The organism is Methylophilus sp. VKM B-3414, from assembly GCF_032248435.1.
Taxonomy (GTDB): Bacteria; Pseudomonadota; Gammaproteobacteria; order Burkholderiales; family Methylophilaceae; genus Methylophilus; species Methylophilus glucosoxydans.
This window is the reverse complement of sequence record NZ_JAVTLI010000003.1, coordinates 661,411-686,598: the sequence shown is the minus strand read 5'-3', so window position 1 is coordinate 686,598 and position 25,188 is coordinate 661,411. Positions and strand designations below refer to the sequence as shown.

At 50.9% G+C, this 25,188-nt stretch carries 25 protein-coding genes; 14 read left to right on the top strand and 11 right to left on the bottom strand.

Going from position 1 to position 25,188, the window contains the following annotated elements; all coding sequences use genetic code 11:
- The first annotated feature begins 90 nt into the window (after window positions 1-90).
- Window positions 91-1,083, top strand: a complete 993-nt coding sequence (locus tag Q9292_RS05580) for a GGDEF domain-containing protein (protein ID WP_313985674.1) — start codon at window positions 91-93, stop codon at window positions 1,081-1,083.
- Window positions 1,084-1,131: 48 nt separating this feature from the next.
- Here Q9292_RS05580 and Q9292_RS05575 read toward each other — a convergent pair whose 3' ends face one another.
- Together Q9292_RS05575 and gap are read right to left on the bottom strand one after the other, a co-directional pair.
- Window positions 1,132-2,325, bottom strand: coding sequence for a phosphoglycerate kinase (locus Q9292_RS05575; protein WP_313985672.1), 1,194 nt, complete (start codon window positions 2,323-2,325; stop codon window positions 1,132-1,134).
- A gap of 99 nt (window positions 2,326-2,424) precedes the next feature.
- Window positions 2,425-3,426 (bottom strand): type I glyceraldehyde-3-phosphate dehydrogenase, encoded by a 1,002-nt coding sequence (gap, locus tag Q9292_RS05570; protein ID WP_313985669.1) that lies wholly within the window; start codon window positions 3,424-3,426, stop codon window positions 2,425-2,427.
- Window positions 3,427-3,589: 163 nt separating this feature from the next.
- On the opposite strand from gap, the gene msrA reads away from it, so the two are divergent.
- The gene (gene msrA / locus Q9292_RS05565) at window positions 3,590-4,105 is read left to right on the top strand and encodes a peptide-methionine (S)-S-oxide reductase MsrA (RefSeq protein ID WP_313985665.1); all 516 of its coding nucleotides are present in this window, start codon (window positions 3,590-3,592) and stop codon (window positions 4,103-4,105) included.
- A 14-nt stretch (window positions 4,106-4,119) separates the two neighbouring features.
- Here msrA and Q9292_RS05560 read toward each other — a convergent pair whose 3' ends face one another.
- Together Q9292_RS05560 and Q9292_RS05555 are read right to left on the bottom strand one after the other, a co-directional pair.
- On the bottom strand, window positions 4,120-4,668 hold the full coding sequence (locus tag Q9292_RS05560) for an RNA pyrophosphohydrolase (protein WP_275356300.1): 549 nt from the start codon (window positions 4,666-4,668) through the stop codon (window positions 4,120-4,122).
- A 168-nt stretch (window positions 4,669-4,836) separates the two neighbouring features.
- Window positions 4,837-5,565 (bottom strand): hypothetical protein, encoded by a 729-nt coding sequence (locus tag Q9292_RS05555; protein WP_313985660.1) that lies wholly within the window; start codon window positions 5,563-5,565, stop codon window positions 4,837-4,839.
- Between the two features lie 253 nt (window positions 5,566-5,818).
- Between Q9292_RS05555 and Q9292_RS05550 the strand changes: the two genes are divergently transcribed.
- The 9 genes from Q9292_RS05550 (at window position 5,819) to folE2 (ending at window position 13,477) form a co-directional block, all read left to right on the top strand.
- The gene (locus Q9292_RS05550; protein ID WP_409934472.1) at window positions 5,819-6,775 is read left to right on the top strand and encodes a beta-propeller fold lactonase family protein; all 957 of its coding nucleotides are present in this window, start codon (window positions 5,819-5,821) and stop codon (window positions 6,773-6,775) included.
- A 198-nt stretch (window positions 6,776-6,973) separates the two neighbouring features.
- Window positions 6,974-7,519 carry an SRPBCC family protein gene (locus Q9292_RS05545; protein ID WP_313985654.1) on the top strand — a complete coding sequence of 182 codons (546 nt, stop codon included), beginning with the start codon at window positions 6,974-6,976 and terminating at the stop codon, window positions 7,517-7,519.
- A 445-nt stretch (window positions 7,520-7,964) separates the two neighbouring features.
- Window positions 7,965-8,321 carry a prepilin-type N-terminal cleavage/methylation domain-containing protein gene (locus Q9292_RS05540; protein WP_409934469.1) on the top strand — a complete coding sequence of 119 codons (357 nt, stop codon included), beginning with the start codon at window positions 7,965-7,967 and terminating at the stop codon, window positions 8,319-8,321.
- 69 nt (window positions 8,322-8,390) lie between these two features.
- The gene (locus tag Q9292_RS05535; RefSeq protein WP_313985651.1) at window positions 8,391-8,750 is read left to right on the top strand and encodes a prepilin-type N-terminal cleavage/methylation domain-containing protein; all 360 of its coding nucleotides are present in this window, start codon (window positions 8,391-8,393) and stop codon (window positions 8,748-8,750) included.
- A gap of 127 nt (window positions 8,751-8,877) precedes the next feature.
- A complete protein-coding gene (locus tag Q9292_RS05530; protein WP_313985649.1) occupies window positions 8,878-9,537 on the top strand; it encodes an alpha/beta hydrolase in 660 nt (219 codons plus the stop codon).
- 74 nt (window positions 9,538-9,611) lie between these two features.
- A complete protein-coding gene (locus Q9292_RS05525; protein WP_313985646.1) occupies window positions 9,612-9,857 on the top strand; it encodes an exodeoxyribonuclease VII small subunit in 246 nt (81 codons plus the stop codon).
- Window positions 9,858-9,883: 26 nt separating this feature from the next.
- A complete protein-coding gene (locus tag Q9292_RS05520) occupies window positions 9,884-10,774 on the top strand; it encodes a farnesyl diphosphate synthase (protein ID WP_313985643.1) in 891 nt (296 codons plus the stop codon).
- Window positions 10,775-10,776: 2 nt separating this feature from the next.
- A complete protein-coding gene (dxs, locus tag Q9292_RS05515; protein WP_275356306.1) occupies window positions 10,777-12,621 on the top strand; it encodes a 1-deoxy-D-xylulose-5-phosphate synthase in 1,845 nt (614 codons plus the stop codon).
- Between the two features lie 49 nt (window positions 12,622-12,670).
- Window positions 12,671-13,477, top strand: a complete 807-nt coding sequence (folE2, locus tag Q9292_RS05510) for a GTP cyclohydrolase FolE2 (RefSeq protein ID WP_313985639.1) — start codon at window positions 12,671-12,673, stop codon at window positions 13,475-13,477.
- A 197-nt stretch (window positions 13,478-13,674) separates the two neighbouring features.
- Here folE2 and Q9292_RS05505 read toward each other — a convergent pair whose 3' ends face one another.
- Together Q9292_RS05505 and aroC are read right to left on the bottom strand one after the other, a co-directional pair.
- Window positions 13,675-14,847 (bottom strand): MFS transporter, encoded by a 1,173-nt coding sequence (locus Q9292_RS05505; protein WP_313985637.1) that lies wholly within the window; start codon window positions 14,845-14,847, stop codon window positions 13,675-13,677.
- Between the two features lie 55 nt (window positions 14,848-14,902).
- A complete protein-coding gene (gene aroC, locus Q9292_RS05500; protein WP_313985634.1) occupies window positions 14,903-15,994 on the bottom strand; it encodes a chorismate synthase in 1,092 nt (363 codons plus the stop codon).
- Between the two features lie 119 nt (window positions 15,995-16,113).
- On the opposite strand from aroC, the gene corA reads away from it, so the two are divergent.
- Window positions 16,114-17,202: a magnesium/cobalt transporter CorA gene (gene corA / locus Q9292_RS05495; RefSeq protein ID WP_313985819.1), complete on the top strand. Its 1,089-nt coding sequence runs from the start codon at window positions 16,114-16,116 to the stop codon at window positions 17,200-17,202.
- A 6-nt stretch (window positions 17,203-17,208) separates the two neighbouring features.
- Here corA and Q9292_RS05490 read toward each other — a convergent pair whose 3' ends face one another.
- The 4 genes from Q9292_RS05490 to grpE all read right to left on the bottom strand — a co-directional run bounded on the left by Q9292_RS05490 (window position 17,209) and on the right by grpE (window position 22,278).
- Complete coding sequence (locus Q9292_RS05490) at window positions 17,209-18,003, bottom strand: ParA family protein (RefSeq protein ID WP_313985631.1); 795 nt, start codon at window positions 18,001-18,003, stop codon at window positions 17,209-17,211.
- Between the two features lie 496 nt (window positions 18,004-18,499).
- Entirely contained in the window at window positions 18,500-19,630 is a 1,131-nt protein-coding gene (gene dnaJ, locus Q9292_RS05485; RefSeq protein ID WP_194748658.1) for a molecular chaperone DnaJ, read from the bottom strand.
- A gap of 94 nt (window positions 19,631-19,724) precedes the next feature.
- Window positions 19,725-21,641, bottom strand: a complete 1,917-nt coding sequence (gene dnaK / locus Q9292_RS05480) for a molecular chaperone DnaK (RefSeq protein WP_194748659.1) — start codon at window positions 21,639-21,641, stop codon at window positions 19,725-19,727.
- Window positions 21,642-21,741: 100 nt separating this feature from the next.
- Entirely contained in the window at window positions 21,742-22,278 is a 537-nt protein-coding gene (grpE, locus tag Q9292_RS05475; RefSeq protein ID WP_313985626.1) for a nucleotide exchange factor GrpE, read from the bottom strand.
- A 250-nt stretch (window positions 22,279-22,528) separates the two neighbouring features.
- On the opposite strand from grpE, the gene Q9292_RS05470 reads away from it, so the two are divergent.
- Complete coding sequence (locus Q9292_RS05470) at window positions 22,529-23,035, top strand: type II secretion system protein (protein WP_313985624.1); 507 nt, start codon at window positions 22,529-22,531, stop codon at window positions 23,033-23,035.
- A 39-nt stretch (window positions 23,036-23,074) separates the two neighbouring features.
- On the opposite strand, the gene waaC is transcribed toward Q9292_RS05470, so the two are convergent.
- Entirely contained in the window at window positions 23,075-24,025 is a 951-nt protein-coding gene (gene waaC / locus Q9292_RS05465; RefSeq protein WP_228518833.1) for a lipopolysaccharide heptosyltransferase I, read from the bottom strand.
- A 30-nt stretch (window positions 24,026-24,055) separates the two neighbouring features.
- Here waaC and Q9292_RS05460 point away from each other — a divergent pair, with 30 nt between their 5' ends.
- Window positions 24,056-25,186, top strand: a complete 1,131-nt coding sequence (locus Q9292_RS05460; RefSeq protein ID WP_313985620.1) for a glycosyltransferase family 4 protein — start codon at window positions 24,056-24,058, stop codon at window positions 25,184-25,186.
- Window positions 25,187-25,188 lie beyond the last annotated feature (2 nt).

Genomic DNA, 25,188 nt, shown 5'->3' with positions numbered 1-25,188 from the left:
GCGTTAGACAGTCATCGTGGCCTTGAATAGAATAGAGTTGAAAACTTAAAAACTTTAAATCATTCAAGCCCCCCGCCCATCGGATATTTTGTGAACGTTGCAGAGCAATTACTGAGTGGTATTCTGGATACATTATCATTGCAAGTGGCAGTGATTGATGAAGCAAGCAGCATTCTCTATGTGAATCAGGCTTGGCGCAGCTTTGGCCTGTTTTACGGCCTGCAACTTGACACAGACTGGTTTGGCATCGCCTATCTCGATATTTGCAAGGCCAATGAAGACACCAACCAGCCAGCCTTGCTGGAGGGTGTTCAACAGGTATTAAGTGGGGCACGTGAGCATTTCAGTATTGATTACCTCTGCCACACCCCAACTCAGGAGCCGACCTGGCTGACCTTGAATTTGCAGCCGATGCAAAGCAGCCTCGCAGAGCAGGGCCCGTGCTTTTTGCTGACCCTCACCAATATCACGCATCACAAGCAGGTCGAAGATCGAATTTCTGCCCTCACACTGACAGACCCGCTCACCGGCCTCGCCAACCGCCGTCGACTGGAGCAATTCATGCGGGATGAGTGGTCACGCGCGATCCGCCATCAATCCAGCCTAAGTGTGATGATGGTCGATGCGGATCACTTCAAGCAACTCAATGACAGCATGGGGCATGCCGCTGGCGATGACTGTTTGCGCCAAGTCGCCACCATTCTGCAAGGCTTTAGTAACCGGCCAGGAGATCTGGCTGCACGCTACGGTGGAGAAGAGTTTGTATTGGTACTGGGCCAAACCACGCAAGCGGAAGCCGTCAAAATTGCCGAGCGCATCCGGCAAAAAATCATGGCGCTGGATATCCGTTTTGCCGGACACCGCTTGATGACAGTGAGTATAGGCATTGCCTCACTGGGCGCCCATCATGCGCAATCCACAAAGGAGCAACCCGCACGCACCCAGTGGCTCAATTTTAGTGAAGACGGTAATTTGCTGCTGGAACAAGCGGACAAGGCCCTGTATGTGGCAAAAAAACAGGGCCGTAATCGCGTTGAAGTGTACGACAAACACCACAGACTGACGGTGCCGCTCTCGGTGTAGCCCAAATATGGGCTAAGTCCGCGAGCAGCTCACCGCATTAAACAAAAACTAGGCAGCACGCGCTTCCAGCATGGCCACCGCAGGCAAGGTCTTGCCTTCCAGAAACTCCAGAAACGCGCCGCCGGCCGTAGAGATATAAGACACTTTGTCATAGATGTCGTATTTTTGAATGGCGGCAATGGTGTCACCGCCGCCGGCCAGCGTAAACGCCTTGGTTTCGGCAATCGCCTTGGCAATGGTTTTGGTGCCTTCGCCAAACTGGTCAAACTCAAACACACCAACCGGGCCATTCCAGACCACGGTACCGGCTTTCATGATGATATCAACCAACTCAGCCGCGGATTGCGCGCCGATATCAAAAATCATGTCATCCGCAGCGACCTCAGTTGCGGCTTTTTTCACGGCAGGCTCATTCGCATCAAACTGCTTACCCACCACCACATCTTTGGCAATCGGCACACAAGCGCCACGGGCAGCCATTTTCCCCATCAGGCCTTTGGCCGTTTCCACCAGGTCGTCTTCGCATAGCGATTTGCCTATTTCATGACCCGCCGCCTTGAGGAAGGTATTGGCAATGCCGCCGCCTACCACCAGTTGATCCACTTTGTCAGACAAACTTTCCAGCACGGTGAGCTTGGTAGAGACTTTAGACCCGCCCACAATCGCCACCAGCGGACGTGCCGGGGCCAGCAAGGCCTGGCTCAAGGCATCCAGCTCTTCGGTCAGCAAAATACCGGCACAGGCGACAGGCGCAAATTTGGCAATGCCGTGGGTGGAGGCTTCGGCGCGGTGCGCGGTGCCAAAGGCATCCATGACAAATACATCGCAGAGCGCGGCATACTTTTTGGCCAATTCATCATTGTTTTTTTTCTCGCCCACATTAAAGCGGCAGTTTTCGAGCAAAATCAACTGACCGTCCTCGGTGGTCAAACTGTCTTCAGGCGCATTTGGTGCCAGCCAGTTTTTCACCAGACGGACCGGCTGACCCAATAGCTTGCTCATGACATCGGCCACGGGCTTCAGGGAGTTTTCTTCGGTATACACCCCCTCTTCAGGACGGCCCAGGTGTGAGGTCACCATCACTTTGGCGCCGGCTTTCAATGCATATTCTATGGTGGGCATGCTGGCCACAATTCTGGCATCACTGGTCACTACGCCATCTTTTACCGGCACATTGAGATCCGCACGGATGAAAACGCGCTTGCCACGTAAATCGAGGTCGGTCATTTTGATGAATTTCATGAAGGTCTCCCTTGAGCGGTCGGCGCCGCTTGAATATAAACTGGTAAGGATAAAAAGCGGTTAGTCAAAAGCAAACGGGGCATAAAGCCCCGTGCATGATTAAGCAATGTGTTGAACCAGACGCAGCAGGTTACAGGTATATCCGTATTCATTGTCATACCAGCCGACCACTTTAACAAAGGTCGGATCCAGCATAATGCCGGCATCGGCATCAAACACACTGGCGGCTGGGCTGCTACGGAAGTCACTGGAAACCACCTTCTCGTTAGTGTATTCCAGTACGCCTTTCAGCGCGCCGTCAGCAGCTTGTTGCATGGCTGCACAAATGGCCTCATAAGTCGTTTCGCTATTGAGCTCCACGGTCAGGTCAACGACAGACACATCGGCAGAAGGCACGCGCATGGACATGCCGGTGAGTTTTTTGTTGAGGGAAGGAATCACCTTGCCCACCGCCTTGGCCGCGCCTGTACTCGAAGGAATAATGTTTTCAAACACACTGCGACCGCCGCGCCAGTCTTTTTTGGAGGTACCATCAACCGTGAGTTGTGATGCAGTGGCGGCATGAATGGTGGTCATCAGGCCACGCTTGATACCAAAGCTATCGTGCAAGACTTTGGCTAAAGGCGCCAAGCCGTTGGTGGTACACGAAGCCGCTGAAATAATGGCCTGACCAGTATACTCATGGTGATTCACGCCAAATACAAACATGGGAGTATCATCTTTACCCGGCGCAGATTGCACTACTTTTTTGGCACCGCCTTGAATATGCGGCTGGCAGGTTTCCTGAGTCAAAAAGGCGCCGGTGGACTCCACCACAATCTCTGCACCGCCTTTGCGCCAGTCAATATTGTTCGGGTCACGCTCAGCCGTCAAATGGATACGCTTACCATTCACGACCAACGCGCCATTGTCAGCTTCTACTTTGGCATTAAACCGGCCATGGACTGAGTCATACTTGAGCAAATACATCATGTATTCAACATCATATGAGCTGTTAATCGCCACCACTTCAATATTGCTGAACTCTGGCTGCTCAATTGCCGCACGCAACGCCATGCGACCTATCCGTCCAAACCCGTTAATGCCTACCTTGACTGACATATGCTCCCCAACATTGTTAGAACTAAAATGAAGTATTTTAACCTAAACACACTATACTGGACAGACAGTAAGTGTTTGATTTGATACACGACTCAAGCATTCCCATATTTAAAACCCGGTCATTTTGACCACGCAGGGCTGCTTGTGATCAAAGAGGAAGGTTATGCAAGACAACATTATTCTGGCGGGTGGCTGCTTTTGGGGCATGCAAGATTTAATCAGAAGACTGCCTGGCATCGTTAGCACACGGGTAGGCTATACCGGCGGAGAGGTGCCCCATGCCACTTACAAAAATCATGGCAACCATGCCGAGGCGATTGAGATTGTATTTGATCCCGCACAGATCAGCCTGCGGCAATTACTGGTGTTTTTCTTTCAGATTCACGACCCGACCACGCCTAACCGCCAGGGAAACGATTTGGGGCCCTCTTACAGATCGGCCATTTTTTATGCGTCAGGAGCACAGAAAGCCGTTGCCGAACAATTGATTGCTGAAATGAACGCCTCAGGCATCTGGCCCGGCAAAGTTGTCACCGAACTCACACCGGCGACAGACTTCTGGCTGGCAGAACCGGAGCATCAGGATTATCTGCTGCGTTACCCCAACGGCTACACCTGCCACGGCCTGAGACCGCAGTGGATATTACCGCAAGATCGCGCAACAGCAAGCTGGTTATAAACCAGGCATGAACATTATTCTGGCGTTACGGTGGGCGGCTGCTTGGTCACGGCCGAGGGTTTGCGTGCTTTAGGATAATGGCGTCTGGCAGGATGATGCAGAAAAGTCGCCAACTCATTCAAGGCCAATTGATAGACCTCGCGCTTGAATTCGATCACATCCTCCAGCGGCACCCAATACTCACTCCAGCGCCAGGCATCAAACTCGGGATGCTCGGTCGCGCGCAATGACACATCACTGTCACGCCCGATCAGGCGCAACAAAAACCAGATCTGCTTTTGTCCTTTGTAGCTTCCGCGCCACTCGCGCTTGACCCAGCTGGTAGGCACGTCATAGCGCAGCCAGTCACGTGTACGGCCCAGAATTTTAACGTGCTCAGGCTTGAGGCCAACCTCTTCCATCAATTCACGATACATGGCTTGCTCAGGCGTTTCACCATATTTGATGCCGCCTTGCGGAAACTGCCATGCATGTTCCCTGATACGCTTGCCCCAAAACACCTGATTGTGCGTATTGCAAAGCACAATTCCGACGTTTGGACGGTATCCATCACGATCTAACATAAAAAACTGCCTTCAATATTTCATGCAATTTTTTCACACTTTAGACTTTAATGAAAGGACAACCGATGTCAGAGTATTTACAAACAGCTCGTTTTAAGCAACAAAAAAGCCCACTGATCGTGAGCTTTTTTGAACAAGTAACTTTTTACACTTGATGAAGTGTCAGTTTTAAGCTCTGATACGACGAATGTACAAACCAGCCATAAAAAGTAATCCGGCTAACATCATTGCAGAACTTTGAGCTTCAGGCACTGGCGTTACAACCATTCCCACAAAGGTATAATCTGATTGATTATCGCAACTAGGGCAAGTTGATTTCGGATAACCTTTTACCGCTGTGAATGAGATGCTGTCAACAGAACGGAAACCAAATGGATTATTGATTTGCCAAGCGCCAGTACCACCGTTTACAGCACCACTGCCAATTGACAAAACACTACCTTCACCAGTCCATGCTGCAGTATGCACGCCTGTCGCGGTTAGGTAATATGAAGCTGTACCGCCATCCGCAAAATTCACCAGCAGTTTAGCAACCTCTTTAACATCACCGTACTCAGGACCATCAAACAACAATGCCAAATTCAGGGAGGAAACAATTACCTCTTTAGAGAAAGAACCCGTCAATCGTTCACCGATATCAATTTCGCCATCTGTTCTACCACCGGCAATCCCAACACCAGTGATACCGTCCTGGCTTTTCTTCTTAAACGCGCTACTGCCTGTAAATGTTGCAATCGTACCGTCTGAAAAAGTAGTAGCGTATGTAGACTGACCGTTAACAAAATCAGCACCAAGCACCGTTCCCGTCGTAGTAGTTATCGCGAATGCAGAGTTTGCGAGCGAAAACAGGGTTATTGACAGCAATAGCTTTAAACCTGCTAAATACATGTGTTTCATAGTGTGTCCTCAAAGTTTAAATTATTCCCTCCACACGATATTAACCCATGGAATAAGCAAATTGATATAGCCCATTTGGGTATAGGCAATAAAATAGTTTTTTTAATAAATTTAATCACTTAAAAACCACAGTATTCACTTTTATCTTATCTAAAAATATTGATGTCAACCAAATCTAAGAATACTTCGTTTCATGGTTATGCGAATCGCACTCAAGAACTCAAATTATTTTTTTCGATGCTTCGAACAATATGTGGTGTTGATCGAAAAATCGCTTGCTCTAATCCTGCTCATTTCTTTTTGCCAAATAAGTTTTGCTGAAAATCTTGCATACATTACGAATCAAGGCAGTGACACCGTATCCGTGCTGGATATCGCCAGCAAGCAAGTCACGCGTACCATTGCGGTGGGCAAAGCCCCGGTCGGGGTGGCTATCGCACCTAAAAAGCAGCGCGTGTATATCAGCAACGCTAATAGCCAAACCGTGTCAGTCATCAATAGCGCCACCCAACAAACAGTGCAAGAAATTCCGGTCGACGCCCAAGCCGTTGGCATTGCTTTAAGCCGCGACGAGAAAACCTTGTTCGTGGCCGATTGGGGCGGTGAGCAAGTGATTGCAGTGGATACTGCGCATCCTGAAAAACAGCAAACCTTCAAAGCGGGCAAAACCCCTTCCGGCTTACTGGTCAGTGCGGATAACAGAAAACTGTTTATCGCCAACCGCGACAGTAACGATGTCACCGTGGTCGATACCAAAACCTTGAAAACCATCGCGCAAGTGCCCGTTGGCCTACATCCTTTTGCGCTGAGCTTGAGCCCGGATGGTAAAACCGTGTTTGTCGTTAATGTGGTCAGCAACACGCTGACCTTGCTGAATGTAGAGACCTATCAGGCCAGCACCGTCAAAACCGGGCAGCATCCTTATGGCGTGGCGATCAGTCCAGATGGCCGTCGTGCTTACGTGAGCAACAATCACGCCGAAAGCGTGTCGGTAATTGATTTGACCAATGGCAACACCATCAAAACCATCGCTGTGGGCGAATATCCCGAGGGCATTGAATACGACAAGGCCAGCAATCAGGTACTGGTCATCAACTGGGGCACAGACAATGTCTCCATCATTGATGCACTCACCAATACCGTGACGCAAACGATCAGCAGTCCCAAGTTATGCCGCTCTTTCGGGCAATTTATTCTCGAAGCGAAATAGCAAGAAAAGGGCTGTACAGAGCCAAAGCAACCTATTTTTTGATTTTTTCACAGGATGACCAATGAATTAGTCGCAAAGAAGTTTATTTTTGGGTAAAGTCTCGGATTGTTTTTTAAAACACTTTGACCGCTTACCGATCCACGCCGAGCTTTAGTTTTAAAAGCGTTTTAAAAGTCTGTAAATTTCAGGAGATATGTAATGAAAAAATTTCTAGGCATGATTGCAGTTTCTTTATTGCCGTTGATCCCCCTCACCGCTGGTGCACACGGTGCAGCGGCCTTGCGCTTTGAAAAAAGCGTCACCATCAAAGCGCCAGCTGCAAAAGTATGGGCATTGGTCAAAGACTTTGGTAACGAACAAGCCTGGCACGCGGGTGTTGTGTCTACCACCGTAGAGCAGAAAAAAGATGAAAACGGCGACGATGCCACCTACCGCACCGTCAAACTGAAAAACGGCGGCGTCATGTACGAAAAACTGCGTTTCATTGACGACGCTGGCATGCGTGTTAAATATGAATATGTGTATGAAAAAAGTACATTACAGTTTGCTAACTTTTACCCAATGATCACAGTGACGGCCAACGGCAATGACACCGTCGTTTCAGTCAAAGGCAGCTACACCCGCGCCGACTCCTCCAATATTCCTAAACCTGAGCAAAACGACGATGCCGCGACCAAGGCGCTCGACGACTTTTTTGACCCAGGTCTCGACAGCCTGAAAAAGGTTGCCGAATCGGGAAAGTAATTAGCCAGGGTTCTGGAAAAAAATCGCAAGGCAACAGTAAACCCTGGTGGAAATTCTGGTAAGTCTTACGTTGTAAACAACACTGTTTTTGCAAATCAGTCACGGCCAAAAGCAAGCGACTGGCACCAAGTAAAGGGATTGTGTACCACACAATCCCTTTTTTGCATTGCGCCAAACCACCTGCCCAAAACCATCACCTATCCTGTCAAAGATGGGCAAAGCCTGTCACTTTCTGTCAGCTTAACTAATCGCAACCAAGCCCTCACTTTTTAAATTCAATTCGAAGAAATAAAGCATAAAAACCCTTTAATTCATATTTTTCAATCAGTTACATTCAACAAAGACAGACTGGCACGACTGTTGCTTTAGGGTTAGCCAACACTGTTGAAAAAGCAGTGACTTAAACAAAGAAGTAACTGACTTTAAACTTGACTTGAAGGAAAACATGATGAAAAAACACGCACAACAAGGTTTTACCCTGATTGAATTGATGATCGTAGTTGCGATTATTGGTATTTTGGCTTCAGTAGCGATTCCGGCATACAGCGATTACACTAAAGAAGCCGCTGATGGCGCCTGCTTAGCAGAAGCGAGTGCTTATTCAACTGTAGTTTATTCGGCAATTGCGCTATCAAAAACCATTCCAGCTCATAACGCAAAAGCTTGTAATCAAATTACTACCCCTGTAGCAACTGCCACTAACTTCGCAGCTGTTCCAAAAGACAACAAAGGCACTGGCGCAACCATATCTTGTGATTTGTTAAACGGCGGCACTTGCACTAAAACTGCTGCTTCATCTTAATATCTAGTTAAGTAATAGTAACCATCAAAAAGCCCTGTGTAAGCAGGGCTTTTCACTATAGGAGTATTGATGAAAGCACATCACTTTGGCTTCACGATGGTTGAGTTAATGATTGTTATCGCTATATTAGGTATTTTAGCTTCAATAGCTATTCCAGCCTTTCAAACTTACAGAAAAGATGCTGCTAATGGCGCATGCTTATCAGAGGCTAATATTTATGCGAGACGTGTCTATGCGGACATTCAATTAAATAAAGCATCCACAGCAATTCCAGCGCCAATTGCGAAAGCATGTGATTCCATCAATAGTGGACTAAAAGTTGTTACAGTTACTAGCTTCACCTCAATTGCTCGTTCACCAGGTGCCGCAACAATCTCTTGCGACTTAAACGCCGGAACACCTTGCACTATTACTGCAACACAGCCTTGAGGAAAGTTTCCTTTTATAGTGTTTTATTTCAAACAAAGCACCGCTTAAGAGCATACAATGTCAATGTAAAATTTCTAAACATTGATAGAACAGCTTTATACTTTAAAGCAACATAAAGGCTTCATGAATGTTAGAAACAATCATCGTCAATAACAGTGGAAATGAGTCTGCTTTAATTCTTTGGAAACACGGATTAGGCGCTGACGGCCATGATTTCGAACCCGTGGTGCAGATGCTCAACCTGCCCCATATCAAATTCATCCTGCCCCACGCCCCTTATCGTCCGGTATCGCTGAATAACGGCTACGAGATGCGTGCCTGGTATGACATTTTTGGGCTACAGCCAGACAGCCCGCAAGATGAAGCCGGGATTAACAGCATGCAAGCGACATTAAATGCGATGATAGAAGCAGAAATTGCGCAGGGCATCCCGGCTCACCGCATTTTACTGGCAGGGTTCTCGCAAGGCGGGGCAATGGCGTTACATACAGCGACGCGTTTTCCGCAAACGTTGGCAGGCGTTCTGGCGCTTTCCACATACTTACCCTTAAAGAGTCAACTCTCCCAAGAAAAACACCCAGCCAACCAGCAGTGCCCCATCTGGATGGCGCATGGCCGTTTTGATAGCGTAATTACCATGGCAACCGCGCAAGCTTCGCGGCAAACACTGGAGGCTGCTGGCTACGCGGTGGAGTGGCATGAATACGATATGCCACACAGTGTGTGTGACGAAGAGCTCAATGATATCCGCCAATTTTTGCTCAAGGTGCTGCCACCAGCGCAATAACCCTATCTTGAGAATAATCCCGCAAGCAGGGGGAGTTTTGTTAAAATAGCCAGCGTTTTCATAGGCCTATTTTCATGAGTGCTCCCAAAAAAACACCGTCTGCGGTGAGTGATCAACCCAGTTTTGCCGAACGCCTGGCGGCGCTAGAAACCATCGTCAAGCGCATGGAGTCAGGTGAATTGCCGCTGGAGGCCTCGCTGGCAGCCTATGCCGAGGGCGTGCAATTGTTACAAGCTTGCCAGACCTCGTTAGAGCAAGCAGAACAAACCGTGATGCTGCTTAACCAACAACAGCAACTGACGCCCTTCGAAGCGAATTAACCCGCCAGCCACTTTCCTGTTTATTCATGACTACTTCTGCTTTTGTCTTTGATCATTGGGCACGCGCACATCAACAACATGTGGAGCAGGTGCTGGCTCGCCTCTTGCCCGGTGAGCAAATATTGCCTGAACGCCTGCACGAAGCCATGCGTTACGCGGTGCTCGGTGGAGGTAAACGGGTCCGCGCCTTATTGAGTTATGCCGCAGCAGAACTGGCAGGCACCTCCAGAATGGCGGCTGACGCCAGTGCGGCAGCGGTGGAGTTGATACACGCATTTTCATTGGTGCACGACGATATGCCCTGCATGGACGATGATGATTTGCGGCGAGGCAAGCCGAGTTGCCATAAGCAATATGATGATGCCACCGCACTGCTGGTCGGCGATGCCTTGCAAACGCTGGCGTTTGAATGCATTGCTGAGACGCAAGCGCCACAAGCGCTCAAGCAAGTGCAGGTACTGGCACAAGCGACCGGCTCACGTGGCATGTGTGGCGGCCAAAGCATCGATTTGCAGAGTACGGGCAAACGGCTGACGCGCGCTGAGTTAGAGACCATGCATCAATATAAAACTGGCGCGCTGATCCGAGCCGCGACATTACTTGGCGCTTATGCGGCGCCAGACACCGCACCGGCATTAATTCAGTGTTTGGAGCAATACAGCCAAAAGATGGGGCTGGCATTTCAGGTTGTCGATGACATTCTCGATGCAACGGCAGATACGCAAACCCTGGGCAAAACGGCTGGCAAGGATGCGCTGCAAGACAAGTCTACCTACGTCAGCCTGCTGGGGCTGGAAGAGGCAAAAACACTGGCAGAAGCACTTTATGCTGAAGCGCTGCAATTATTGGCAGGCTATGGTGCCCAGGCGGATCCGCTGCGCGGGATTGCCAAATTTATTTGTGAGCGTCCTTTTTAATCATGACTTCACTGTTGTCCCGTATTCAATCCCCCACTGAGTTACGCGCACTCGAGCGCACACAACTCAAAGTGCTGGCTGCAGAGCTGCGAGCATTTCTGATTCAAAGCGTCTCGCAAACAGGGGGGCATCTCGCCTCTAACCTTGGCGTCGTCGAACTGACCATTGCGCTGCATTACATTTACAACACGCCGGATGACCGTCTGGTATGGGATGTCGGCCATCAAACCTATCCGCACAAAATCCTGACCGGCAGACGCGAAGCCATGGCAAGCCTGCGCAAGGCGGGCGGGATTGCCGGTTTTCCCAAGCGCGACGAGAGTGAATACGACACCTTTGGCACCGGCCACTCCAGCACCTCGATTTCAGCAGCACTAGGCATGGCGGTGGCCGCCAAAGCGCAAGGACTCGATCGCCGCAGTGTTGCCATTATCGGTGATGGTGCCATGACCGCAGGCATGGCGTTTGAGGCGCTCAATAATGCGGGCGACATGGATACCAATATCCTGGTGATCCTCAATGACAACGACATGAGCATTTCCAACAATGTGGGCGCCCTCAACAATTACCTGGCCCGCCTCATGTCGGGCAAGTTGTATGACAGCGTGCGCCGTAGCGGTAAAAAAGTGCTGGATATCATGCCGCCCGTCAAAGAATTTGCCAAACGCGCGGAAGAGCATGCCAAAGGCATGGTCACGCCCGGCACCCTGTTTGAAGAGTTCGGGTTTAATTACATCGGCCCGATTGATGGCCACGACATAGACACGCTGGTGGATACGCTGGGCAATATCCGCCAATTGCAAGGGCCGCAGTTCTTGCATGTGGTCACACAAAAAGGCAAAGGCTACAGCCCGGCCGAAGACAACCCGAACAAATACCACGGCGTGAGCAAGTTTGATCCGGAAAATGGCCACAGCCTGAGCCACAGCGACCGTCCGACTTATACGCAAGTGTTTGGTGATTGGCTGGTAGACATGGCCGCAGCAGATGACAAACTGATAGGCATCACGCCTGCCATGTGTGACGGTTCCGGACTCAATCGTTTTGCAGAGACGTATCCGGCACGCTATTTTGATGTCGGTATTGCTGAACAACACGCATTGACCTTTGCTGCTGGCATGGCGTGCGATGGCCTTAAGCCCGTAGTGGCGATCTACTCGACCTTTTTACAGCGCGCTTACGACCAATTGATCCACGATATTGCGCTGCAAAAACTGGATGTGTTACTGGCGATTGACCGTGCCGGGCTGGTCGGTGCCGATGGCCCCACCCATGCTGGCAGCTTTGATTTAAGCTTTTTGCGCTGCATCCCGGAGATCGTCATTATGGCACCCAGCGATGAAAACGAGTGCCGGCTGATGCTGTCTACCGGCTACCACTACCCTGGGACTGCGGCCGTGCGCTATCCGCGCGGCAGTGGCATCGGTGCCACCGTGTCGCCCACGTTAGCGACGCTAGAAATCGGCAAAGCCAGCCAAGTCAGACAGGGCGTAAAAGTGGCAATTCTGGCGTTTGGCAGCATGCTGCAGCCTGCGTTACAAGCTGCAGAAGCTTTGAATGCCAGCGTGGTGAATATGCGCTTTATCAAGCCGCTGGATGAAGCGATGGTGTTGCACATGGCGCAAACCCACGACTACCTGGTCACGGTGGAAGAAAACGCTGTACAGGGTGGAGCTGGCGCTGCCGTCATGGAGTGCTTGCAGTCGCATGGCGTAGTGAAAGCCATCCGCTGTCTGGGACTTCCTGACCGTTTTATTGATCACGGCAAACATGAAACTATGCTTGCGGATTGTGGTCTAGACGAGACCGGTATACGCTTGGCTATTGAGAAATTAATTTCCGAGTAGTAAACTCAACTATTAACTAACAGGCGGGCATCCCCGCTATGGAACCCTAATGAATCAACCCGTGATCCCCACAACGATTGAAGACGTACAAAATACGCCTGACGTGCGTCGTCTGGACATCAACAAAGTCGGCATCAAATCTATCCGTCACCCTGTGATTGTCAAAGACAAAACAGGCGGCGAACAACATACCGTAGCGATGTTTGATATGTTTGTGCACTTGCCGCACAATTTCAAAGGCACGCATATGTCTCGCTTTGTCGAGATATTGAACATGAACGAGCGTGCCATCTCGATTGATTCATTTGAAACCATCTTGCGTCAAATGGTGGAGCGCCTGGAGGCTGAATCAGGCTATGTGGAAATGCGTTTCCCTTACTTCATCAACAAAGCGGCGCCAGTATCTGGTGTGAAAAGCCTGCTTGATTATGAAGTAACGTTTATCGGTGAAATCAAAAACGGCCAGTTCGAGATTACCGTCAAGGTTATGGTACCAGTGACCAGCCTGTGCCCATGCAGCAAGAAAATTTCAGACTACGGCGCACATAATCAGCGCTCACATGTGACTGTGACTGCATTATTGAGCGAGTTTATGTGGCTGGAAGACTTGGTGACTCTGGTTGAAGAACAAGCCTCTTGCCAGTTGTATGGCCTGCTCAAGCGTCCAGATGAAAAATTCGTTACCGAGCGTGCCTATGACAATCCAAAATTTGTCGAGGATATGGTGCGTGACGTCGCAGCACAACTCAATGATGAAAAACGCATCATCAAATACGTCGTTGAATCTGAAAACTTTGAGAGTATTCACAACCATAGTGCATATGCCTTGATCGAGAGAGACAAACGCGTTCAGTAATCTGTTTTGACAAAGTTTCAGTGTAGGCTAACATCGATTTCGATGTTAAGCGAAGCGGCCGAAACTAAAACTTTGAGAGTATTCACAACCACAGTGCTTATGCGTTAATTGAAAAAGACAAACGTCTTTCATAAACAACGCATGCAAATAAAAACGGCCTATCAGGCCGTTTTTTTATATCTGCTGAACTGTAGGTACTAATGACTAAACATGCCATTGCGCGCATAAGGTTGGTGCAGATGCAGGCCCACCGCCACGATGATCGCCCCCAGGAGCGGAAACAGCGCCGCTAGCGTAAACGTTAATTGGCCGCCTAAATACTGCAAAGCAAAGCCCCCGAGTAAGCCACCCAGCGCGCCACCTACCCCGTACGCCACACTGTTATATATGGCCTGCCCTTTGGCCTGGTGACGGCCATTAAAATATTGCGTCACCACCTCGACAGAGGCCGCATGAAAACTGCCAAAGGTAAACGCATGCAGGGTTTGCGCCAGTAATAACAACCACAGTTGATCTGGCACCAGACCCATCATGGTAAAGCGCACCACGCCAATCAGCAGGCTCACCAGCAAAATGGTTTTGAGTTTAAAGCGTGCCATGATCCAGGGCATTTTCATGAAAATGCCAATTTCGCAAATCACGCCTAGCGACCATAACCAGCCGATCATGCCTTTGCTATAGCCATGCTCGGCCAGATAAATCGAATAAAAGTTATACATGAGCCCATGCGCGGTCACCATCATGGCGCAGCCAATCAGCAGAGACATCACGGCAGGCTGCTTCAGAATTTGCCACACTGAAAAATCATCCTGCGCATGCGGGGGGACATGCGCCTCAGGTAATAACCAGGTCAGGCCAAACAAGCTGCATTGCACCAGCAGAATAAACCAGAGCAGGCTGCCTATGCCAAACCAGTCCGTCAGGTAACCGAGTAAGACTGAGGCCACAATAAAGCCCCAGGAGCCCCACAAACGAATTTTGCTGTAGTGACCGTTGGTGCTAGCCAAATGCGCCAGTACCAGCGACTCCGACAGCGGCAAGGTGGAGCTGGTAAATAAACTTAAGGCGACCATGACAATAAACATGGTCTTGAAATCATGGGCCCAAAAGATGGCGACAAAGCCCAGCAAGCCGAGAAACGCGGTCACGCGTATCCAGCGTACACGTTGCCGGGTATGGTCAGCCAGCCAGCCCCAAAGATTGGGCGCGACGATCCGGCTCAACTGAAACAGCGACATGAGGATGCCGATATCGGCAGGACTGAAGGATTCGGCCGTCAGATAAAGCCCCCAGTAGGGAACGAACGCACCGACGAAAAAGTAGTAGATGAAATAAAAGCGCGACAGATTAAAGTGTAAGGCGTGGCTCATGACAGGTGTGCGCTTTAAAGGTCACCGCCCAGGCGCAGGCCATGGGCGGGTGAAATTACAGACGAGGCGTGTTTGAATGCACGTCCGCATTCTGGCCACGATGACGCAGGGCATGATCCATCAGCACCAATGCCAGCATCGCCTCTACGATAGGCGTGGCCCGGATGCCGACACATGGGTCATGACGACCCGTGGTTTGCATCATGATCGCCTCGCCAGCCTGATTAATTGAACGACGCGCTTGCGGGATACTGGACGTGGGCTTGAACGCGACATTGACCACAATGTCCTGACCGCTGGAAATGCCGCCCAAAATACCCCCGGCATGGTTGGTGGCAAACCCTTCTGGCGTCAACTCATCACAATGCTCGCTGCCGCGCTGGGCAATCGAATCAAACCCGGCACCGATTTCCACGCCTTTAACGGCATTAATGCCCATCATCGCATGCGCAATATCGGCATCCAGACGGTCGAAAATCGGTTCGCCCAGACCAACCGGCACGCGTTCGGCCACCACAGTAATCTGAGCACCGACAGAATCGCGCTCGCTACGGATCTGGTCCATATAAGCTTCAAGTTGCGGCAACATCTCGACATTGGGGGCAAAGAAAGCATTGCCCTCATGTGCCAGCGCTTCCCAGCCCACAAACGGCACCTTGATTTCACCGAGTTGGCTCAAATAGCCGCGGATTTCTACGCCGTATTGTTGCTTGAGCCATTTTTTGGCAATGGCGCCGGCGGCAACCCGTACCGCAGTTTCACGCGCACTGGAACGGCCACCGCCACGGTAATCGCGAATGCCGTATTTCTGGGCATAGGTATAATCTGCATGCCCAGGACGGAAAGTGTCCATGATTTTGCTGTAATCCTGCGAGCGCTGATCTGTATTGCGAATCAGCAAACCAATCGGTGTACCAGTCGTTTTGCCTTCAAACACACCAGACAAGATCTCCACCTCATCGGCTTCTGCCCGTTGCGTCACATGGCGTGACGTTCCAGGCTTGCGACGGTCAAGATCCACTTGCAGGTCGGCAGCACTCAACTCCAGCCCTGGCGGACAGCCATCCACAATCCCGCCAATGGCCGGACCATGCGATTCGCCGAATGAGGTCAGGGTAAACAGGGTGCCGATGGTATTGCCAGACATGTGAACTCTCACTGAATAATTTTGTTTATTTTATCATAGACTGCCTGCGACCCCGCCCACGGGTTGATTTCCGGGCCTTGAACGCTTATGCTGAAACGGCTTATTGATCTGGGACCATGATGGCTAAACGCAAGCACCCGCACCGCAAACATCGACTGTTAGGCAAGCCGCAAACCGGCACCGACACGACCGCGCAAACAGAGTCAACCGCCGCCTGCATTCATAAAATTTGCTACAACACGCAAGCGCTAGTCGCGCAGCAACTGACCATGCAGGAGATCACTGATTGGCAAGCGCCTGGCGGGCATGTGGCCTGGATTAATGTGCACGGCGTACTGGATATTCCCCTTTTACAAGCGGTCGCCCGTCGCTTCAAGCTGCATCCGTTGGTACTGGACGATATTTTAAACACCGAACAGCGTCCCAAACTGGATACCTACCCCGACTACCTGTTTCTGGAAACGCGCCTGTTTTACTATGATGCTGAAAGCATGAGTGTGAGCTCCGAGCAAATCAGCATGGCCTTGGGTCGTGAGTGGCTGCTGACTTTTCAGGAAAGGCCCTCTGGCAGTTTTGAGCCCGTGCGCGAGCGCTTGCGCCAGGGCCAGGCCTTGCTGCGTCAAAGTGGCCCGGACTACTTGTGCTATACCCTGCTAGATAGCCTGATGGAACGTTACTTTCAGGTGCTGGAGGCCATCAATGAGGATGCCGAACAACTCGAAGCCCATTTGCTTAACCAGCCCACGCCGGAAGACCTGCAGAATATCCACCGCCTCAAACATGTGTCCATCCAGCTCAGACGGGCAGTATGGCCCTTGCGAGAAGTGCTCAATAGCCTGATCCGCAATGAACACGGATTCTTTAGTCCGCAAACCGTGCCTTACCTGCGCGACCTGTATGATCACACCGTGCATTTTACCGAGTCGCTGGAAGCGATCCGCGACACCTTGAGTGGACTCATGGATATTTACATGACCAGCTTGAGTCAGCGCGTCAACCTGGAAGTACGGGCATTGACCGTGGTCGCCATGCTGTTTATGCCAGCGACACTGATTGCGGGGATTTTTGGTATGAATTTCAATGAAATGCCCTGGCTCAAGGAGCCAAACGGCTTTTGGTGGGCGATGTTGATGATGCTGGGCATTGCCTTGGCCATGCTGCTAGTTTTCTGGCGGCGGCAGTGGTTAAGCAGCCGCCGTGAAGCTTAGTGGCGCTCAGGCAAGCGTCGCCAGCGGTTGCCGGTTCAATTGCCTGAACACATCCTGCAGCTCGAAGTAAAGCGCCAGATAGTCATGGGCGGCGGCACTTTGTGCGTCATACTCAAACACATGCTGGCCCATGCGCAGACTTTCGCTCAAGGCAGCATGCTCACCAATTTTGGTCATGAGCAGCTCCTGACCAAACAGGCGGCGCATTTCCTGCTCCACCTCAGTGGTCATGCTCTTGCGTGACTCGGCACGCGTGAGCAGGTAGCGGCGCGCGATCTTGCGCTTGAGCACGGGCTGCAAGGCATTGAGCGCCTTGTCCATTCTGACCGCAGAATGAATCGATAAATAATCCGTGGTCACAGGGACCACGACCAGGTCACTGGCAAACACGGCACTTAATGAAATCACCCCCATGTAAGGGCAGCAATCCATCACCACCGTTAACGCCGGCTGCTGTTGTGCCAGGGTGTCCAAGCCCGCATTCAACTTACTCAGGGTCGCCGGTCCACGGCCAAATTGCGAATCGAGCTTGCTCAACGCATGATTGGCCGTAATCAGTTGCAAACCATTACGTAGCGCTTGAACCAGGTTGGCGACAGCAGTGCCACGCTCATAAAAATCGAGCAGGCTGGACTGAACATTCAACCCTGTGTGCTTATAGATCTCGGTCAATCTTGCCTGTGGATCCATATCCAGCAACAACGCTGGACGTTGTTTGCGCTGGTAAGCGGCGGCCAGATTTAGCGCAGTCGTCGTCGCCCCAACTCCGGCTTTCTGATTAAGAATGGCAATTTTTAACATGAGGGTATGAATGCAAAGTCGCGCTTGAGGAAATCATTTCAGACCTGGATATTTCAGACCTAGATGCGCACTATCATAAACGATGTTGCCAGTAGAGACCACCCCGCACCGCCTGTGCAAGCAACAAAGCCGGGCGCACAAAGCAAACAGTACAAAAAAAGAAACCCGCAAAAGCGGGTTAAAAGGGGGTTTGGATCAGGAGGAAATCAATGCTAGTCGTTGAAAATCAACTAAACCTAGCCATCAAACAAAACATTTTGTGTTTCGTTTAAAGATGTGTTTAGTATAGGGAGGAGTTATTGCAGTAATTTGACCAAGCTGTAACTGAATTGTAAAACTGAAAATTCAATTGTTATTAAATTGTAACTTTAATAAAAACAACAACTTGCAAGAATCGCTTGAAAAACTGTTTGAAATAAAACAGTCAAAAATGGAATCACCGTTAGTCTAACAGAAGGCGGCTCGCCAGACTAACGGCTTTGATCAAAGACAAGGATTAGCTGAAAAAATCGCGTGCTTTATCGACCCAACTTTTGTTCTTCGGGCTATGTTTGCCCGCATCCGCCTGGGTGCTGTTCTCAAACTCGCGCAACAACTCTTTTTGTTTCTCGGTCAGGCGCACCGGTGTTTCAACCACCACATGCACCATGAGATCGCCATGCTCGCTAGAGCGCAAAGGCTTGATGCCCTTGCCACGCAAACGGAACACGCTGCCGGTCTGTGTTTCTGCTGGAATCTTCATTTTGGCAGCGCCATCCAGAGTTGGCACTTCGATTTCGCCGCCCAGCGCAGCGGTACTGAAGCTGATCGGCATCTCGCAATGCAGGTTTGCGCCATCGCGCTGGAAGATCGGATGTTCCTTGAGGTGGACCACCACGTACAAATCACCGGTTGGCCCGCCATTGACGCCAGCCTCCCCTTCACCGCTTAAACGAATACGGTCGCCTTCATCCACACCGGCCGGAATTTTCACGTTCAGTGTCTTGTTCTGTTTGACGCGTCCATTGCCATGGCAAGTTGGGCACGGGTCTTTCACCATCTTGCCGGTGCCGTGACACTTGGGACAGGTCTGCTGCACAGAGAAAAAGCCCTGCTGCATGCGCACCTGACCATGTCCGTTACAAGTGGTACAAGTGACAGGAGAGGTGCCAGGCCGTGCGCCAGAGCCATGACAGGTTTCACAGGTGGCTTGCACCGGAATACGGATTTTGGTTTCGGTGCCGCGCGCCGCCTCTTCAAGCGAAATTTCGAGGTTATACCGCAAGTCTGCACCACGGTAGACGTTGGAACGCTGATTGCGTCCACCGCCGAAAATATCGCCGAAAATATCGCCAAAAGCATCACTGAATCCACCGCCACCGAAGCCGCCAAAGCCAGCGCCGCCGCCCATGCTCGGGTCTACCCCGGCGTGACCATATTGGTCGTAAGCGGCGCGTTTTTGCTCATCGCTGAGCACTTCATAGGCTTCTTTTGCTTCCTTAAAGCTCTCTTCGGCTTTAGGGTTATCCGGGTTACGGTCCGGGTGAAACTTCATCGCCAGCTTTTTAAAGGCTTTTTTAATTTCCTCATCGCTGGCGTCCCGGTTCACACCGAGTACTTCATAATAGTCTTTTTTTGCAGCTGCCATTGCTTGCCTTTTTCATGTCCAGTTAACAGCGTCTAGAAATGCGAAAGTCGTTAGCCTGCAAGAGGACTAACGACTATTCGCCTGCCGTGTCGAATTAGTCCTTTTTCACTTCTTCGAACTCGGCATCGACCACATCGCCTTCCACGGTTTTTTCACCTTGGGGCTGTGCGCTCTCAGTATTGGCTTGAGCCTGTTGCTCAGCGTATACCTTCTCTCCCAGTTTTTGCGAAGCTTCCATCAATGCGTTGGTTTTGGCTTCAATGTCGGCTTTGTCATCGCCTTTAGCGACATCTTCCAGCGCCTTGATTGCGTCTTCGATCTTGGCTTTTTCATCTGCCTCCATCTTGTCGCCATGCTCACCCAGCGATTTTTTCACGCTGTGCAATACACTGTCAGCCTGGTTACGGGCATCGACCAGTTCACGCAGTTTCTTGTCTTCGTCTGCATATTTGGCCGCATCTTCTTCCATGCGCTGAATTTCTTCTTCAGACAAGCCGGAGTTTGCCTTGATGGTGATTTTGTTTTCTTTGCCAGTCGCCTTGTCTTTCGCAGACACATGCAGAATACCGTTGGCATCGATATCAAAAGTCACTTCAATCTGTGGCATGCCACGCGGTGCGGGTGGAATATCGCTCAAGTTGAACTGACCCAAGCTCTTGTTACCTGAGGCCATTTCACGCTCACCTTGCAGCACGTGAATGGTCACGGCATTCTGGTTGTCTTCAGCCGTAGAGAACACTTGCGAAGCCTTAGTCGGAATCGTGGTGTTTTTCTTGATCAGCTTGGTCATCACGCTGCCCAGGGTTTCAATACCCAGTGACAATGGGGTCACATCCAGCAGCAATACGTCTTTGACATCGCCTTTCAATACGCCGCCCTGAATCGCAGCACCTACCGCCACGGCTTCATCCGGGTTCACGTCTTTACGTGGCTCCTTGCCAAAAATCTCTTTCACTTTTTCTTGCACTTTAGGCATACGGCTCTGACCACCAACCAAAATCACGTCAGAGATGTCAGAAGGCGACACACCTGCGTCTTTCAATGCCATTTTGCAAGGCGCCATGGTGCGCTCGATCAGGTCTTCCACCAGGGATTCCAGTTTGGCGCGGGTGATTTTCACCACCAAGTGCTTAGGACCCGTTGCATCTGCCGTGATGTACGGCAGGTTGACTTCTGTCTGTTGTGCGCCGGACAACTCGATCTTGGCTTTTTCAGCTGCCTCTTTCAGACGCTGTTTAGCCAGCAAGTCGTTGCGCAGGTCCAGACCGTTTTCTTTTTTGAACTCATCGGCCAAGAAGTCGATGATGCGGTTATCAAAGTCTTCACCACCGAGGAACGTGTCACCGTTGGTGGACAACACTTCAAACTGGTGCTCGCCATCAATCTCAGTAATTTCGATAATCGAAATATCGAACGTACCACCACCCAGGTCATACACCGCGATCTTGCGGTCGCCTTCCTGTTTGTCCAAACCAAACGCCAATGCGGCAGCGGTTGGCTCGTTGATAATCCGTTTCACTTCCAGACCGGCAATACGGCCTGCATCTTTGGTGGCCTGACGCTGACTGTCGTTAAAGTAAGCAGGCACGGTAATCACGGCCTCGGTCACTTCTTCGCCCAAATAGTCTTCAGCAGTTTTCTTCATCTTGCGCAGCACTTCTGCGGAGATTTGTGGCGGCGCCTGTTTTTTGCCGCGTACTTCGACCCAAGCGTCACCATTGTCGGCTTTGGCAATGGTGTAAGGCATGAGGTCGATGTCTTTTTGCACTTCTTTTTCGTCAAAGCGACGGCCAATCAGACGCTTCACCGCAAACAGGGTGTTTTTCGGGTTGGTCACGGCCTGACGTTTAGCAGGGGCACCGACCAGAATCTCGCCATCTTCCTGATAAGCGATGATAGAAGGTGTGGTACGCGCACCTTCAGCGTTTTCAATCACACGGGGTTTCCCGCCTTCCATCACTGCCACGCAGGAGTTGGTGGTCCCCAAGTCAATCCCGATAATCTTTGCCATAGTCGTTATCCTTATCCTTTAAATTTGGTTAATCTCAATCTCTGATGCACTGAACATTGGGACATCTGTACAGATTTCAAGTCCCTATTCACAATATGGATTATTTTGCCTGAATCACGGTCACCAGCGCCGGACGCAGCACGCGGTCATTCAGGCTGTAACCCTTTTGTAATACGCTCAATACCGTGTTGGGCTCACCCTCTGCTGGCACCATGCTGATGGCTTGATGCTTGTTCGGGTCAAACTTCTCACCCACCGGGTTGATTTCAGCAATATTGAATTTCTCAAATACGCTCAATAATTGTTTGGCGGTCAGTTCTACGCCATTTTTGTAGCTATCCACATCGGCATTCTCCACCGCTAGCGCAGCATCCAGGCTATCCTTCACGGCCAGCAACTCACCACTGAACTTCTCAAGTGCAAACTTGCGTGCCTTATCAATATCATCCGCGGCACGGCGACGAATATTCTCGCCTTCAGCTTTCACATACAGCACCTGTGCCTTGGCTTCCTCCAGCGCCGCTTCGAGCTCGGCAATGCGGGCATCTTGAGTATCGTTCGTGAGATCTGTTGTGGTTTGGCCATCAGGCTGACTGTTGATTGGCTCAGCCGCTGATGCGTTATTTTCTTCTTGCATATTGCTCCCCTAAGATTTATTACGGTATTTTTTGCAAATGGGGAGCAGTCGCAGAGATTTCAAGGGCCATCAGATAAAATTTAGGGCGCTATCTTGGGTTGATGTGCTTGAAACGTCATCCTTGCCCAAAAGAAAAATCGAGATCAGACTCAAGCAAAGAAGTAGCAATATATCTTGCATCTTCTTGGCTGATTGCTTGGCGGCTTCCAAGATAGAATCAAACGTGTATTTGATATGAGATGCTGCCACCATGTCATCGATATTTAAACATCGAGGATTTACTCTGGTCGAGCTTGTTTGCACCATTACCATTTTGGGTATTCTTGCTGCATCTGCGCTTCCACGCTTTGCGAATGTTGCAAGCAGTGCCCGAATTTCGACTTTATATGCTTTTAAGGGCACAATTATACAGGCGGCTACAATGGGTAGAAGCATGTGTTTTTTGGATCCTGAATGCAATATGAACGCAGATGGTGGGCAATTTCCGACCACGGTGATAGAAGGCAAGACGATTTATTTTCATTATGGATATCCGACGGGATGGGGTCGTTTTTTTGTAGACGATGGTGTCGGTAGTCTTAGAGATTTAATGGATATCACGGGCTTCAGTTACACACAGCATCAAGGCGGTTCTTTCCAGACTGTATATACCAAAGATGGTGCAACAGACCCACAAAATTGCAAAGTGATTTATCAATTGAGCCCAGATGGCCAGCCACCATTGATGTCCGTCAGCTTAGTCACCAGCGGCTGTTGATAGCCCGGCCATCGGTGTTGATAATGCGTCCGGCACGAATCACGCAATTGGAGCCAGCATGGCTATCACATCGTTCACTAACGGCATTAACCCAGCCCCACCGAGATTCATCGCAGGTGAAACTCGCCCTGCTGCCACTCCCGTGTAAGCTGGCTCAGTATCCGTATACAGGGCCACAACAGGCACATTTAATGCCGCGGCCAGGTGAGAAAGCCCGGTATCAACACCAACAGCGAACCGCACATGAACCATGCGACGAGCGAGTGTTTGCAGATCCATTTGGGGCAGTACCAGCGCATCTGGCACTTGCCCTGCAATGCGTAATGCACGTTGATGCTCCATGTCGTTGCCCCAAGGCAGCCACATTTGCAATCCTTGCCGCGCATAATACTGCCCCAAGGCAACCCAATGAGTTTCTGGCCATAGTTTGCTATCGCGGCTAGTAGCATGGAGAGCGAGAAATGCCATGCTATTAGCATCTGGACATTGCGCAGACAGTCCGTAATTGGGTTTTTCCAATGGCATCGCATAATGAAGTGCGCTGGCCGCCAGGGTGCGCATCCGAATCACGGCATGCTGCCGGTAGGGAATCGCATAGGTGTGCTGATAAAAGCGGCTGGCCAGGGGCTCACGAATGGAATGTCGATCATAGCCATGGCGCGGACCACGCGCCCAGGTGGCCATCACCGCACTTTTGAGCAGGCCTTGCAAATCCAGCACGGCATCATAAGGTTGAGCCGCGACAGCCTGTTTGACTGCCGAAATTTCACGCCAGGTCTGCCAACGCCACCACTGCTTGCGCCAGCGGCGCACCGCGACGGTAAACACCTGCTTTACCTGCGGGTGCAATCTTGGAATATCGGCAAAACTTTCTTCTACCAGCCAGTCAATCTGCGCATCGGGATGATGCTGCAAGAGATCTTCCACCACCGGCAAAGCGTGGATAACATCCCCCATAGAGGTGGTTTTGACGATCAATATGCGTTTCATGGCCGCTATTTTCGCATACAATGCCAGCGCATGAAGTTTGCGTTTCTCATATTCAAATACTTTCCCTACGGCGGTGTGCAGCGTGACATGCTGCGTATTGCCCGCGACTGTGTGGCATTGGGACACGAAGTCACCATTTTTACCGGCGAATGGCGTGGCGAACAACCATCAGGCATACACATCCGCTTGCTCAAGGCCCGCGGTTGGCTCAATCATCACCGACACACCTCGCTGATCCGCCAGATGCAGCAAGGGATTGCGCAAGGCCAGTTTGACCGTATTGTCGGCTTTAACCGCATGCCGGGGCTGGATGTCTATTTCGCCGCCGATCCCTGCTATGCCGAACGCATGTCACGCGAACCCTGGTATAAAAAACTGTCTGGTCGTTACCGTTTTTTTTCTGCCATGGAGCAAGCCGTGTTTAGCCCCCAGGCAGGCACACAAATTTTGCTGCTTAACCAGCATGACCAGGCGATTTTTCAGCGTTGGTATGGTACCGACCAGGCGCGCTTTCACCTGATCCCGCCCAATATCCCGCTGCAGCGATTTGCTGACTTACCCGCCCGGGATCAACGCGCCTACGTGCGCCAGGCTTTTGCGTTACCAGAAGACGCCATCGTCTTGCTCACCGTCGGTTCGGCTTTTTTGCGCAAAGGCGTGGACCGTGCAATCAACGCCTTGAGCAGCCTGCCAGAGACACTCAAGCAACGTTGCTGGCTAATCGCCGTCGGAGAGTTTGAATCCAGCAGCAATATGCAGGCCTATGCTGCCGAGCGTGGTGTGGCCGACCGTTGTATTGAAGCTGGGGGCCGCCCGGATATCCCGGCGCTGATGCTAGGCTGCGATGTACTCATACACGCCGCGCGCTCAGAGCTGGCCGGCATCGTCATCATTGAAGCGATGACGGCCGGTTTGCCGCAATTGGTGACCAGTGTGTGCGGCTATGCGAGCTATGTTGCCGCCGCCGGGGCAGGAGAAGTATTGCCTGAACCGTTTGATCAGGCCGTGATGAACCGCACTTTGCAGACCATGCTCACCAGCTTGCCGCAACAACGCTGGGGCCAACAGGCCCGCGCATACGTCGCCCAACTGGCCGCCAAACAGGTCTCAGCGCCTGAAGCCCGTATCATTGAGGCTGCTTCAACCCGCCGCCCGCTTTAACC